This is a genomic window from Paraburkholderia acidisoli (genome assembly GCF_009789675.1).
Classification (GTDB): domain Bacteria; phylum Pseudomonadota; class Gammaproteobacteria; order Burkholderiales; family Burkholderiaceae; genus Paraburkholderia; species Paraburkholderia acidisoli.
The window spans coordinates 1,058,422-1,072,046 of the sequence record NZ_CP046913.1; the positions used below are offsets into that span (position 1 = coordinate 1,058,422).

The following is a 13,625-nucleotide window of genomic DNA, read 5'->3' on the forward strand; positions in this document are numbered from 1 at the left end:
GCATAGGACATAGGGCAAAAAAAAGTCCCGCGCAGAGGCGGGACCGGGTAGGAATTTGGGCGTTTGCCTAGTGGAAATGTGGCTGCGCGGGCTCAGCATCTTCCGGCATCTCGGCATGAACGATCTCGCCGAGCGGATCCGCATACAGCGGCACGCCGCAGTCGTCGCAATATTCCGGCTCGAAGCGGCCGGCATGACGACGGATGTCGGTGATGCCCGATTCTTTCAGCAGCGCGACGATTTCCTCGAGCGGGCCGTTGCTGACGCTTTCCTCGGTCGGTTCTTCGTCGATCTCGGCGTCGCCGTTTTCGCGGCCATAGAGCGGCCAGACCACGCCGTAGAGCACGTCGTTGCTGCCGCGCTTCGTGAAGCCGATGCGGTATTCGTCGATACGACGCTCGCCGAAACCCGCCACCACGGCGCGCAGATCCGGGGCGCCCGCGCCGATCGTGTCGAGCAGGTAGCGCACCGCGGTGCGGATCGTGTGCGGGCGCACGCGTTCGTCGGCGTCGCGGCAGGCCGAGTAATAGGCGTCGGGCAGCAGGCATTCGAACTCGCAGCCCGGCATGACGATAGCGAGATTCGCACCGCCTTGCGTCGCCCATTGTTCGAGACACTGACCGCGCTCGATGCGCGTGCCGCTCTCTTCTTCCTGCCAGCGGAACAGCGGGGCGCCCACGGGCGCGGCCACCACGGCGAGCAGGAAGCGCGGATCGGCGAGGATCGGCGACGTTTCGGGCAGTTCGCCCGCGCTGATCTTGGCCGGTGCGCCGTTCAACGCGGCTTGCGAGAGCTGCTGCGCGAGACGCCAGGTTTCGACATGATGGCGCGGCAACTGGTCGATACTATAGAGATAGGGCGCCATGGCGACACGTGTGCCGTTGGCGAGCACGTGCGCCTGCAGGTGCGTGCGCAGGGCATCGGAAGAGTCGGACTTGAGCGGACCCGAAGGAATCACGTAGCGCGTCCAGGCCAGCACGGGGGCGGCCACGAGCAGCGCCTCGTACTGCACGCCCTCATGCTCGACAATGAACGATTCGCTATGCGTTTCGGCCATGTCGGCGAGCGCGCCGTAGGCGTCCGGATGATTCTGCTGCAGGTGATCGAGCGCGGCGTCGAGCGTGGTCTGATTGCCGTTGCGCACGACTTTCGCGAGCAGCGCGTCGAGCTTGGCCTCCCAGAAGCGGTCTTCGGTGCGGCTGCCCGAGGCGAACAGGGCGAGCGACAGGCCGACGAGTTTGTCGGCGTCAGGGGGGAGGCGTTTGGCGATTCGCGAGCGCATAAATCTGTGAGTTAGGTGCAGAGAACCCCATATTCTAGTCGGTTCCGTGCTCGCCATCGGTTTGGGTAGCAGAGGCGCGTCGGAAGGGCGCGCAGCGGCGGGCTGCAACATGGCGCCGGTGTGGCTGGAAGGGCCGGCCAAACGTTGTATTGGGATGGACCTATATGGAGGCGAACGTCGGGCTCAGATTGAGCTTGCGCGTCGTCAAAGGCGCTCGCCAAAAAACCGCTTGCAAGATGTCACGGGCGTGACTAGAATCTCGGTCTTTCGCGCTTTCCATGAAGGCGCGGGGAGACGGGAAGCCTCGGCGAAAGCCTTGTGCGGCTTGGGTCTCCGGGCAGTTGAAGTTGAGCGGCAGGTTGAGCGAAGTAAAAAAACCTGTTGACAGATCGCCCGGCAGTCTTCATAATCTCGTTTCTCTGCTGCTGACGCAGCAACGCAGAAAACGCCGGACGGTAGCGCAGCAGTTTGCGACTGGCCAGCGGTTTCAGCGAATCGATCTTTAAAAATTTACAGCCGATAAGTGTGGGCGCTTGATGCGGTGGCGGCCTGAAACGTTCTCCGGAACGCTTCGGGATAAGCAAAAGTATCAAGAGTCTCACACTAAAGTAAGTCAGGTTTTTGAATTTATTCAAATTCCTGTCAGCTTTGAGTGAGCGACCGGTTCGAAAGAACCGAAAAACAGTAACAGGTTTGAACTGAAGAGTTTGATCCTGGCTCAGATTGAACGCTGGCGGCATGCCTTACACATGCAAGTCGAACGGCAGCACGGGTGCTTGCACCTGGTGGCGAGTGGCGAACGGGTGAGTAATACATCGGAACGTGTCCTGTAGTGGGGGATAGCCCGGCGAAAGCCGGATTAATACCGCATACGATCTACGGATGAAAGCGGGGGACCTTCGGGCCTCGCGCTATAGGGCGGCCGATGGCGGATTAGCTAGTTGGTGGGGTAAAGGCCCACCAAGGCGACGATCCGTAGCTGGTCTGAGAGGACGACCAGCCACACTGGGACTGAGACACGGCCCAGACTCCTACGGGAGGCAGCAGTGGGGAATTTTGGACAATGGGGGAAACCCTGATCCAGCAATGCCGCGTGTGTGAAGAAGGCCTTCGGGTTGTAAAGCACTTTTGTCCGGAAAGAAAACCATCTGGCTAATATCCGGGTGGGATGACGGTACCGGAAGAATAAGCACCGGCTAACTACGTGCCAGCAGCCGCGGTAATACGTAGGGTGCAAGCGTTAATCGGAATTACTGGGCGTAAAGCGTGCGCAGGCGGTGATGTAAGACCGATGTGAAATCCCGGGCTTAACACGGGAACTGCATTGGTGACTGCATCGCTGGAGTATGGCAGAGGGGGGTAGAATTCCACGTGTAGCAGTGAAATGCGTAGAGATGTGGAGGAATACCGATGGCGAAGGCAGCCCCCTGGGCCAATACTGACGCTCATGCACGAAAGCGTGGGGAGCAAACAGGATTAGATACCACGGTAGTCCACGCCCTAAACGATGTCAACTGGTTGTTGGGGATTCATTTCCTTAGTAACGTAGCTAACGCGTGAAGTTGACCGCCTGGGGAGTACGGTCGCAAGATTAAAACTCAAAGGAATTGACGGGGACCCGCACAAGCGGTGGATGATGTGGATTAATTCGATGCAACGCGAAAACCTTACCTACCCTTGACATGTACGGAATCCTGCTGAGAGGCGGGAGTGCCCGAAAGGGAGCCGTAACACAGGTGCTGCATGGCTGTCGTCAGCTCGTGTCGTGAGATGTTGGGTTAAGTCCCGCAACGAGCGCAACCCTTGTCCCTAGTTGCTACGCAAGAGCACTCGGGGAGACTGCCGGTGACAAACCGGAGGAAGGTGGGGATGACGTCAAGTCCTCATGGCCCTTATGGGTAGGGCTTCACACGTCATACAATGGTCGGAACAGAGGGTTGCCAAGCCGCGAGGTGGAGCCAATCCCAGAAAACCGATCGTAGTCCGGATCGCAGTCTGCAACTCGACTGCGTGAAGCTGGAATCGCTAGTAATCGCGGATCAGCATGCCGCGGTGAATACGTTCCGGGTCTTGTACACACCGCCCGTCACACCATGGGAGTGGGTTTTGCCAGAAGTGGCTAGTCTAACCGCAAGGAGGACGGTCACCACGGCAGGATTCATGACTGGGGTGAAGTCGTAACAAGGTAGCCGTATCGGAAGGTGCGGCTGGATCACCTCCTTTCCAGAGCTTTCTGCTCACCGCGTTTTAAGCGCTCACACTTGTCGGCTGTAAAGAAGACAGACTCAGGGGTCTGTAGCTCAGTCGGTTAGAGCACCGTCTTGATAAGGCGGGGGTCGATGGTTCGAATCCATCCAGACCCACCATGTCGATTGACCGTTGGTGCTTCAGCACCTACGGGCATCCCATCCCGCAGGGGACAGGGCGTGTGCATGCCACTGGGTCTGAATGGTACGAGCGGGGGATTAGCTCAGCTGGGAGAGCACCTGCTTTGCAAGCAGGGGGTCGTCGGTTCGATCCCGTCATCCTCCACCAATCCTCAATGCCTAGTGTCCGGTTTGAACACAAGCCGGGTATTAAGCATTGGCGATTGAGCCAGTCAGAGCGATGTGAGTAAAACCATATCGGCTGTCGTTCTTTAACAATCAGGAAGAAGTAGTAAAGAGATTCATCGGAAACACACTTAGAGATGGGTGTGGAGTACGTGAATCAGGGTTGTGATTGTATCAATGTATTTTTAAGTGATCGAAAGATCGCCTTGAAATACGGCGCAACACGAATACTCAACCTGTAACGCGTGACTCTCGCTGTGAGCAATCACACAGAGACACACCCGTTATAGGGTCAAGCGAACAAGTGCATGTGGTGGATGCCTTGGCGATCACAGGCGATGAAGGACGCGGTAGCCTGCGAAAAGCGGTGGGGAGCTGGCAAACAAGCTTTGATCCACCGATATCCGAATGGGGAAACCCACTCCGTATGGAGTATCCATGACTGAATACATAGGTCATGTGAAGCGAACGCGGCGAACTGAAACATCTAAGTAGCCGCAGGAAAAGAAATCAACCGAGATTCCCAAAGTAGTGGCGAGCGAAATGGGACCAGCCTGCATTCTTTATCTGTACCGTCAGCCAAACGCTCTGGAAAGTGCGGCCATAGTGGGTGATAGCCCCGTAGGCGAAGACGGAATGGAAGAACTAGGTATGCGACAAGTAGGGCGGGACACGTGAAATCCTGTCTGAAGATGGGGACCATCCTCCAAGGCTAAATACTCGTGATCGACCGATAGTGAACCAGTACCGTGAGGGAAAGGCGAAAAGAACCCCGGGAGGAGTGAAATAGATCCTGAAACCGCATGCATACAAACAGTCGGAGCCTCGCAAGGGTGACGGCGTACCTTTGTATAATGGGTCAGCGACTTACATTCAGTGGCAAGCTTAACCGAATAGGGCAGGCGTAGCGAAAGCGAGTCCGAACAGGGCGTCCAGTCGCTGGGTGTAGACCCGAAACCAGGTGATCTATCCATGGCGAGGTTGAAGGCACGGTAACACGTGCTGGAGGACCGAACCCACTAACGTTGAAAAGTTAGGGGATGAGCTGTGGATAGGGGTAAACAAACACGGAAATAGCTGGTTCTCTCCGAAAACTATTTAGGTAGTGCCTCGTGTATCACCTTCGGGGGTAGAGCACTGTCATGGTTGAAGGGTCCATTGCGGATTACTTCGCCATAGCAAACTCCGAATACCGAAGAGTGCAATCACGGGAGACAGACATCGGGTGCTAACGTCCGGTGTCAAGAGGAAACAACCCAGACCGCCAGCTAAGGTCCCCAAATATGGCTAAGTGGGAAACGAAGTGGGAAGGCTAAAACAGTCAGGAGGTTGGCTTAGAAGCAGCCACCCTTTAAAGAAAGCGTAATAGCTCACTGATCGAGTCGTCCTGCGCGGAAGATGTAACGGGGCTAAGCCATATACCGAAGCTGCGGATGCACATTTATGTGCATGGTAGGAGAGCGTTCTGTAAGCCTGCGAAGGTGCATTGGAAAGTGCGCTGGAGGTATCAGAAGTGCGAATGCTGACATGAGTAGCGATAAAGGGGGTGAAAGGCCCCCTCGCCGTAAGCCCAAGGTTTCCTACGCAACGTTCATCGGCGTAGGGTGAGTCGGCCCCTAAGGCGAGGCAGAAATGCGTAGCTGATGGGAAACAGGTCAATATTCCTGTACCAGTGTGAAATGCGATGGGGGGACGGATCGCGGAAGGTTGTCCGGGTGTTGGAAGTCCCGGTCGCTGCATCGAAGAAGGCACTTTGGCAAATCCGGGTGCGCAATTCAAGGGTGTGGCGCGAGCGGCCTCGAGCTGCGAAGCAATCGGAAGGGGTTCCAGGAAAAGCCTCTAAGCTTCAGTTTCACATTGACCGTACCGCAAACCGACACAGGTGGGCGAGATGAGTATTCTAAGGCGCTTGAGAGAACTCGGGAGAAGGAACTCGGCAAATTGGTACCGTAACTTCGGGATAAGGTACGCCCTGTAGCTTGATGCGCCTGCGCGCAGAGGGTGAAGGGGTTGCAATAAACTGGTGGCTGCGACTGTTTAATAAAAACACAGCACTCTGCAAACACGAAAGTGGACGTATAGGGTGTGACGCCTGCCCGGTGCCGGAAGATTAAATGATGGGGTGCAAGCTCTTGATTGAAGTCCCGGTAAACGGCGGCCGTAACTATAACGGTCCTAAGGTAGCGAAATTCCTTGTCGGGTAAGTTCCGACCTGCACGAATGGCGTAACGATGGCCACACTGTCTCCTCCCGAGACTCAGCGAAGTTGAAGTGTTTGTGATGATGCAATCTCCCCGCGGCTAGACGGAAAGACCCCATGAACCTTTACTGTAGCTTTGCATTGGACTTTGAACCGGTTTGTGTAGGATAGGTGGGAGGCTGTGAAGTGTGGACGCCAGTCTGCATGGAGCCGTCCTTGAAATACCACCCTGATCTGTTTGAGGTTCTAACCTTGGCCCGTGATCCGGGTCGGGGACAGTGCATGGTAGGCAGTTTGACTGGGGCGGTCTCCTCCCAAAGGGTAACGGAGGAGTACGAAGGTACGCTAGGTACGGTCGGAAATCGTGCTGATAGTGCAATGGCATAAGCGTGCTTGACTGTGAGACCCACAAGTCGAACAGGTGCGAAAGCAGGTCATAGTGATCCGGTGGTTCTGTATGGAAGGGCCATCGCTCAACGGATAAAAGGTACTCTGGGGATAACAGGCTGATACCGCCCAAGAGTTCATATCGACGGCGGTGTTTGGCACCTCGATGTCGGCTCATCTCATCCTGGGGCTGTAGCCGGTCCCAAGGGTATGGCTGTTCGCCATTTAAAGAGGTACGTGAGCTGGGTTTAAAACGTCGTGAGACAGTTTGGTCCCTATCTGCCGTGGGCGCTGGAAGTTTGAGGGGGCCTGCTCCTAGTACGAGAGGACCGGAGTGGACGAACCTCTGGTGTACCGGTTGTCACGCCAGTGGCATCGCCGGGTAGCTATGTTCGGAAGAGATAACCGCTGAAAGCATCTAAGCGGGAAACTCGCCTCAAGATGAGACTTCCCGGGGGGAATCGTTGAACCGGGACGTTGATAGGTCAGGTGTGGAAGCGCAGTAATGCGTTAAGCTAACTGATACTAATTGCCCGTAAGGCTTGATCCTATAACAGGTGTGTGTCGGCAGCCGCCAGTGCGTCAGCACGAAAGGGTGCCCCATCCTGCACAAGGTGCAGGATCTTGGAGAACACATACGGTTGAGATCGTTGTTGTGCCTGAAACAACACAACCCCAATTAAGCAGCACCTCTTTACGCTTCTTCCCGATTGGCTGTGGCGCACCGTAAATGCGACGCAGCAACCCGTCATGCCTGATGACCATAGCGAGTTGGTCCCACCCCTTCCCATCCCGAACAGGACCGTGAAACAACTCCACGCCGATGATAGTGCGGATTGCCCGTGTGAAAGTAGGTAATCGTCAGGCTCCTCATGCTGTAAAGTCGAAACCCCGGTAACTCCGAAAGAGTGCCGGGGTTTCGGCGTTTACGGCGCCGGAAAATACGCAGTATGGCGATGTGCAAGGCAAAAACTCAACCTCCATCGCCCGCACAAGGCGATGCAGCAACCTCGGATCAATCGCGTCAGTGATTCACGCTGCCCGGCAGCGCGACGCTTCAGTGCCTGCGGCGAACCCGCTCGAGTACATGATGCTCAGCGAGCCAGTGGTGCATCATCCCCTCGCCGTCGTGCTCCTGTTTGTACGCACGCGATTCGAAAATCGATAGTCCCAGCAACACCAGCAAACCCACAGCCAGACCTGCGAGTCCAGCAATCGTTTCGGCATCCATGGCAGCCTCCTTCGGTTTGCAGCCATCTCTATATGTTAGGACAGAGCAGGGCGCACGACGAAATTCGGGCTCGAACCCGTGTGTCGTGATTTGTCGTGATCGTTAATCGAAGGGAGAGTTGAGCCGATGCAACGTATTTACCTGGCCTTGGTCGTGGCCATGACCGCCGCTTTATCCGCGTGCGCCGATAGCACGCCGAGCCATCATCACGGCGCGCCGCCGCAGGATCCGCCCGACTATCATGGCGTGCCGACCGACGACCGTCCGCCGATGATGATCGACGCACCGTCGCCAGCGAAGTAAGCAGGGAAAGCTCAGCGCGGCTGCGTCGAGAGAGGGCCGTCGATCGCGCCGCTAATGCGCGGCAGCATCGGCGTAAGCGTCGCTCCACGCGCAGCCATGAACACGAGCAGCGCAATCCACAGACCGTGGTTGCCGAGCGGCCCGACGAGCGCCCACGAAGCCAGCAGGAACACGGCAAGCGAGATAGCCATCGCCCGCATCAACTCGCGTGTGCGGGTCGCGCCAATGAACACGCCGTCGAGCAGGAAGCCCCACACCGAGACGAGCGGCGAGAGCGCCGCCCACGGCAGGAAGCGCGCCGCCGCCGCCCGGACCACGTCCTGGTCGGTCAGCCGGTCGATGATCCATGAGCCGCAGAGCCAGTAGACGGCCGAAAAGCCGAGCGCGCCCATCGCTGCCCAGAACAGGTTGATCCGGACCGCTTGCCGGAAGGCATGGCGATCGCGCGCGCCGATGGCCGCGCCGACAAGGGCCTCCGCCGCATGCGCGAAGCCGTCGAGGCCGTACGCCATGAATGTCTGAAAATTCAGCAGCAGCGCGTTCGCGGCGAGAATGGCATCGCCTTGCTTCGCGCCGAGATGCGCGAACCAGCCGAACGATCCGAGCAGGCACATCGTCCGCAGAAAAATATCGCGATTGAGGACCACGAGCCGCTTGAGCGCCGCGGGCTCCAGCACGGTGCGCAGCTTGAGCGGCTCGAGCCCACGCGGGCGCGTATGCCATAACACGGCGGCGCCGAACACGAAGCCGAGCGCATCGGCGGTGGCGGTCGCGGCGCCGATGCCGCCGATGCCCCAGCCGAATCCATAGACGTATGCGAACACCGCGACGATGTTCGTCACGTTGATGAAGATCTGCGAGGCGAGTGCGATGCGCACGCGTTGCGTGCCCAGCAGGTAGCCGAGCACGACGTAGTTGGCCAGCGCGAAGGGCGCGGAGCCGATCCGCGCGCGGCAATAGGCGACGGCGTTGCGTTGAACCTCGGCGCTGCCGCCGATGGCATCGAGCGCGTAATGGATCAGCGGCGACTGAATCAGCAGGATCGCCGCGCCGATCGCAAACGCCAGCAGCAACGCGCGCACGACGTTCGCCCGCAGCGCGGCATGATCGTGCGCGCCGTACGCCTGCGCGACAAGGCCGGTCGTGCCCATGCGCAGAAAGCCGAAGCCCCAGAACACGAAATTGAAGAACAGGCCGCCCAGTGCGACGCCGCCCAGATCGGCGGCGCTGCCGAGGTGGCCGGCAACGGCCGTGTCGACTGCGCCCAGGATCGGCTGCGTGAGATTGGCGAGGACGATGGGAAAGGCGAGCGTCAGGACGCGCCGATGCCAGCCGTGCTCCTTGGGCAGCGCCTGGGCGCCGCTCAACTGCGTTCCTGCACGCAAACCCAGGGTGATACCACGACCGCCCATAGCTCCGGCTTGCGCGCCGCGTAGTCGGCGGCCGTTTCGGCCTGCATGCGCTCGACGATGCCCGCCGAAAGCCACTGTGTGACGGCGGCGCTATCGTCGCTGGCGATGGCTTCAGCCACGCTCACGAGATCGAGGTCGCGCGCGACGTTCAGCAACTTGCCTTGCGCGAAGAAGCGTTCGAGGTCCTGCCAGTCGATCTTGGCGGTTTCGCCGAGCAACCTGGCGTACAGCGAGCTGGGGGTGGCGTCGTGGGTGGTCATGATAGTGGGGAAATCGTTGCGGCCAACACTATAAACGATAGGCGGGCGGAGGGAGTCGCATTCAGCTCACGCCGGTTTATGTCAGCGCTATCTTCGGTATTAGTTTGAAAAGGACAAAATACAGATCATCGCGTCGCCATAATGATTAAACATATGATCTAAGCAAGTTGCGAATTAGCGTTTCAAAACTGAACACTGGCAATTAAGTGACGCGTTGCGTGCGTTTGCCCACTAAAGCGGTTGAGCATAGAAAAATGTACTCCGCGGCGCCAGAAATTCAGCGTGAGTCACGTGCGAAGACAAAATGATATTAAAGTGGATCCAGGCGAAAGCCCCGTCCCGTCTGCCTTTGCGCGCATTCCTTCGGGGCGGGACGCGGGCTCGAAAGCGATCCGTGCACGTCTTGGTGAACTTTATTCGGCGGCGCGAATCGTCGTCGAAAAGTGATGCGACACATAATCCGTGCGGCGAAGCACATTTTCGGTCTAATTAAGTGATTGCGCCGCAGGGAGCCCGTTGATAGATTGCGACTCGGCGCATGGTAAACCGGTCCTTTGCCGAAATGCGCCAAACCCCCGTTAGCCCGGCGCCATGCCGGGCTTTTTTTTGCCTGTCGTTTTTATGCCGACGTCTTGCGTGCGCCGATACTTCAGCGCGCCGGCAGTTGACGCGCCGGATCGATCGAGCGGCCCTGGTAGCGCAGTTCGAAATGCAGCATCACGCGGTCGTTGTCCGAATTGCCCATATCGGCGATCTTCTGCCCTTGCTCGACCGTCTGACCTTCCTTCACGAATAGCGTCTGGTTGTGCGCGTACGCCGTGAGATATCCGCCGCTGTGCTTGATGATCAGCAGGTTGCCATAGCCGCGCAGGCCGTTGCCCGCGTAGACGACGGTGCCAGGCGCGGCCGCCACGATGGGCGTGCCGGCGGCATTGGCGATGTCGATACCCTTGGAGTTGCGACCGTCGAAGGTGCGTACGACCTGGCCGCTGGTCGGCCAGACCAGCGAGATCGCCGGCGCGTTGGTTGGCGTCGACACCGCCGCGCTGTCGCTGGCATCGGGGATGAGGCGGGGCGTCGTCACGCCGGTGCGCGGCGCGACGCTCGTGCGCGCCGTAGCGGTGCCCGGAGGCGGCTCGACGCGCAGTACCTGACCGACTTCGATCGCGTCAGGATTCGACAGATTGTTCCAGCGCACGATGCTCTGCACGGACTGGCGATTGCTGCGCGCGATCTTGTAGACCGTGTCGCCGCGCTCCACGCGGTAGAAACCGGGGCCGACCGGCGCCGAACCGCACGCGGCCAGCAAAGCGATCAAAAGCGCGGCGCCTGCCGCTCGTGTCATCCGTCTGATTCCTGGTGCCAACATTGAACCTCGCAAGACGCCGCCTGGCGACGAACCGCTCGGGTCCGCCGCCTCGGCAAAACGATCGATTCTAGCGGGTTTGCCCGCATAGCTGGTTTATCGCCTGACAAATGCCCAACGGGCAGGCACAGGCAAACCGTTTCGCGCGCCGCGGGCACCGCGCGGTGCGCACGAAACGAGCCGTGGTTGCTATGGGGTCACTCGGTCGCTTCGTGATCGTCTGGTGGTCGCCTGGTGGTCGTTACGTGGCCGTTACGTGGCCGTTACGCGGTCTTCATGCCGCCGTCACGCAGCCAGCGTCTTGACGCCGATACGCAGCGTCGCCGTTTCCGTGTTACCGGGGGCCAGCCAGCGCAGGCCGAGCCCGTTGTGGATCGCGTCGGGCAGGCCGAGCCACGGTTCGACGCAGTAGAAGTCGGAGTCGGGCGCTTCGGTCCATGTGGTGACGGCGTACCAGGGCAGTGAATCGGCGCAATTCAAATCGATCGTGATCTCGCGGCCGAGGCCCGGGGCGTGCAGGCGCACCGGCGCGGGCGAGGTCGACCGCAGCACGTGGAAGCGGTCGATGATGCTGGCGTCGTCGAGACGATATTCGGGCGCGCCGGGCTCGGGCGTGCTGATCGAGCCGTCGGGCAACTGGTAGCGGCGCTCCGAGGGCGGCAGTTCGAGCGTGGTTTGCGCGCGCTGCGCGTGCGGCAGGGCGAAGTAGAAGTGATGGCCCGCGTACCACGGCATCGGCTCGGTGCCCGTGTTGGTTGCGCTGAGCGTGACTTCGAGCGTGTGTTCGTCGATGAGGCGGTAGGCGGCTTCGAAGCGGAACGCAAACGGATAACCGACGCGCGTGGCCTCGGTATCGACCAGCGTCATGCGCAGGCCGTGGCCGTCGGCGTCGGGTTGCGCCGCGAAGGGCAAATCGCGCGCGAAGCCATGCATCGGCAGATCGCGCACCACGCCGTTGGCGTCGCGCCAGCGGCCGATCTTGCCATCGACGAAATGGCGGCCGAGAAACGGAAAGAGCAGCGGATTGCCGCCGCGCACGCGGGCGGGCTGCGCCCAGTTCGCGTTCTCGGGCCACACGATCACGGGCTGGCCGTCGAGTTGCCAGGAGAGCAGGCGGCCGCCCGCCCACGGCGCGATGCGCAGCGTGGAAGCGCCGTGAGTGAGCGTGAGAATGTCCTGCTGCGGTTGAGCGTTCATGGGTGAGGTCATGTGCGCGTTGCGTGTCGATGGAAGGACGGCCGGGAGCGGCGGCCGGGCTTGCGGATTGTGCGCTGCTTTCCGATGCGTGAAAACCCTTCGTCGGGAAACCGTGGGTTGGCTTGTCGGGGAACGGTCAGGATAATTCTTCTGACCGTGTGCAGTCGCACAGAGAATTTTGTAGGAGAACGCCGATGGACCTCGCAATGGCAATGAGCATGGGCCTCTTTAGTTTGTTTGTCGGCAGCAGCGCGTATTTTTTCTACAAGATGGCGCGTTGAGCATTTCAAGGCGGTGCGCCTCGCGCACCGTATCTGGTTTTTCCCTCTCCCCGCTTAGGCGCGCGCCAACCTTGCGCGCGCATCCTCGAATGTACGCTCGCCAACAATTTTGTTGCGACGCGGTAACTTTTTCGACAAATCACCCTTCACGCTTGGCGGTGTAAATCGGCCCCGGCATAATCGGTGCGCTTTGCCGCACCGGCTCCGCGACGGTCCGGCGTTCGATTACATAACCATTACGAGGATCGCGCGTGAGTCTCTGGTTTCTACTTTTCTTGAGCGTGCTGCAAGGCGTCACCGAACTCTTTCCGGTGAGTAGCCTCGGTCATACCTTGCTCGTTCCGGCGCTCGTCGGCATGCATATCGACAAGCACGCGCCGCAATTGCTGCCGTTCCTCGTGGCACTGCATCTGGGCACCGCCGTCGCGCTGCTCTGGTATTTCCGCGAGCGTTGGGTCGCGCTGATCCGCGGCTTCTTCGCATCGCTCGGCGGCCGCCGTAACGACGACGGCCACATGATGTGGGCGCTCATCATCGGCACGATTCCGGCGGGTCTCGTCGGGCTGGCCCTCGAAAAGCGCATCGAAGTGCTGTTTCACGATCTGCGTATCGTCGCGGCCGCGTTGATGGTCAACGGCGTGCTGCTGTGGTTCGGCGATCGCCTGCAGCGCTCGCGCATGCACCTCGCGCCGGAAAAGCTCACGTTTCGCCAGGCTTTCTTTGTCGGTCTCGCCCAGGTTGGCGCGCTGATTCCAGGCTTTTCGCGTAGCGGTCTGACGATGATCGCCGGCAACGCAGCGGGCCTCACGACGGAAAAGGCCGCGGAGTTTTCGTTCCTGCTCGGCACGCCGATCATTTTCGCCGCGGGCGTGCTCGAACTGCCGAAGCTGTTCCACGCGCGCGACCAGCTGACGACGGCGCTCGTCGGCGGCGTGCTCACGGGCATTGCCGCGTGGCTGAGCGTGAAGTTCCTGATGCGCTATTTCGAAGGGCGTGGCCGCCTTGCGTCGTTCGGCGTGTATTGCGTGATCGCGGGTGCGATTTTCCTCGGCTGGTTCATCATGCATCCGCAGCCGGTGTGAGGATGGCTCGGCCGGACTGCCCGCGCGCATCGGCGACGGGCAGGGCGCGACCGCGTGGGACGATCGCGGTAT

8 protein-coding genes, 2 tRNA genes and 3 rRNA genes are annotated in these 13,625 nt (G+C 59.7%); 7 read left to right on the forward strand and 6 right to left on the reverse strand.

Translation table 11 applies throughout. The features are described 5' to 3' along the window. Window positions 1–67: 67 nt before the first annotated feature. Window positions 68–1,282 (reverse strand): DUF2863 family protein, encoded by a 1,215-nt coding sequence (locus FAZ98_RS04580; RefSeq protein ID WP_158949211.1) that lies wholly within the window; start codon window positions 1,280–1,282, stop codon window positions 68–70. A gap of 695 nt (window positions 1,283–1,977) precedes the next feature. On the opposite strand from FAZ98_RS04580, the gene FAZ98_RS04585 reads away from it, so the two are divergent. The 5 genes from FAZ98_RS04585 (at window position 1,978) to rrf (ending at window position 7,288) form a co-directional block, all read left to right on the forward strand. After that, a 16S ribosomal RNA gene (locus FAZ98_RS04585) occupies window positions 1,978–3,505 on the forward strand. Window positions 3,506–3,571: 66 nt separating this feature from the next. Then, window positions 3,572–3,648: transfer RNA gene (locus FAZ98_RS04590), tRNA-Ile, on the forward strand. Between the two features lie 93 nt (window positions 3,649–3,741). Next, window positions 3,742–3,817, forward strand: a tRNA-Ala gene (locus FAZ98_RS04595). Window positions 3,818–4,124: 307 nt separating this feature from the next. Continuing rightward, window positions 4,125–6,971, forward strand: a 23S ribosomal RNA gene (locus FAZ98_RS04600). A gap of 203 nt (window positions 6,972–7,174) precedes the next feature. Then, window positions 7,175–7,288: ribosomal RNA gene (rrf, locus tag FAZ98_RS04605) — 5S ribosomal RNA — on the forward strand. The 16S, 23S and 5S rRNA genes sit together here with 2 tRNA genes alongside, the layout of an rRNA operon. 190 nt (window positions 7,289–7,478) lie before the next feature. Here rrf and FAZ98_RS35310 read toward each other — a convergent pair. Then, on the reverse strand, window positions 7,479–7,652 hold the full coding sequence (locus tag FAZ98_RS35310) for a hypothetical protein (protein ID WP_199272291.1): 174 nt from the start codon (window positions 7,650–7,652) through the stop codon (window positions 7,479–7,481). 126 nt (window positions 7,653–7,778) lie between these two features. On the opposite strand from FAZ98_RS35310, the gene FAZ98_RS35315 reads away from it, so the two are divergent. Then, window positions 7,779–7,955, forward strand: a complete 177-nt coding sequence (locus tag FAZ98_RS35315; protein WP_199272292.1) for a YajG family lipoprotein — start codon at window positions 7,779–7,781, stop codon at window positions 7,953–7,955. A gap of 11 nt (window positions 7,956–7,966) precedes the next feature. Here the strand turns inward: FAZ98_RS35315 and FAZ98_RS04610 are convergent, their stop codons facing one another. From FAZ98_RS04610 to FAZ98_RS04625, 4 genes are all read right to left on the reverse strand, one after another. Next, window positions 7,967–9,367, reverse strand: coding sequence for an MATE family efflux transporter (locus tag FAZ98_RS04610; protein WP_158949213.1), 1,401 nt, complete (start codon window positions 9,365–9,367; stop codon window positions 7,967–7,969). After that, window positions 9,319–9,627, reverse strand: coding sequence for a DUF2288 domain-containing protein (locus FAZ98_RS04615; RefSeq protein ID WP_158949215.1), 309 nt, complete (start codon window positions 9,625–9,627; stop codon window positions 9,319–9,321). Before FAZ98_RS04615 ends, FAZ98_RS04610 begins: the two co-directional genes overlap by 49 nt. 649 nt (window positions 9,628–10,276) lie before the next feature. Then, on the reverse strand, window positions 10,277–10,972 hold the full coding sequence (locus FAZ98_RS04620; protein ID WP_233272660.1) for a peptidoglycan DD-metalloendopeptidase family protein: 696 nt from the start codon (window positions 10,970–10,972) through the stop codon (window positions 10,277–10,279). A 306-nt stretch (window positions 10,973–11,278) separates the two neighbouring features. Then, window positions 11,279–12,190 carry an aldose epimerase family protein gene (locus FAZ98_RS04625; RefSeq protein ID WP_158949217.1) on the reverse strand — a complete coding sequence of 304 codons (912 nt, stop codon included), beginning with the start codon at window positions 12,188–12,190 and terminating at the stop codon, window positions 11,279–11,281. Between the two features lie 532 nt (window positions 12,191–12,722). Here FAZ98_RS04625 and FAZ98_RS04630 point away from each other — a divergent pair. Beyond that, entirely contained in the window at window positions 12,723–13,553 is an 831-nt protein-coding gene (locus FAZ98_RS04630) for an undecaprenyl-diphosphate phosphatase (RefSeq protein WP_158949219.1), read from the forward strand. The last annotated feature ends 72 nt before the right edge of the window (window positions 13,554–13,625 follow it).

Excerpts from the sequence above, each read along its gene's own strand:
- FAZ98_RS04580 (WP_158949211.1), bottom strand. The coding sequence starts at position 1,282 with ATGCGCTCGCGAATCGCCAAACGCCTCCCCCCTGACGCCGACAAACTC.
- FAZ98_RS35310 (WP_199272291.1), bottom strand. The coding sequence starts at position 7,652 with ATGGATGCCGAAACGATTGCTGGACTCGCAGGTCTGGCTGTGGGTTTG.
- FAZ98_RS35315 (WP_199272292.1), top strand. The coding sequence starts at position 7,779 with ATGCAACGTATTTACCTGGCCTTGGTCGTGGCCATGACCGCCGCTTTA.
- FAZ98_RS04610 (WP_158949213.1), bottom strand. The coding sequence starts at position 9,367 with ATGGGCGGTCGTGGTATCACCCTGGGTTTGCGTGCAGGAACGCAGTTG.
- FAZ98_RS04615 (WP_158949215.1), bottom strand. The coding sequence starts at position 9,627 with ATGACCACCCACGACGCCACCCCCAGCTCGCTGTACGCCAGGTTGCTC.
- FAZ98_RS04620 (WP_233272660.1), bottom strand. The coding sequence starts at position 10,972 with ATGACACGAGCGGCAGGCGCCGCGCTTTTGATCGCTTTGCTGGCCGCG.
- FAZ98_RS04625 (WP_158949217.1), bottom strand. The coding sequence starts at position 12,190 with ATGAACGCTCAACCGCAGCAGGACATTCTCACGCTCACTCACGGCGCT.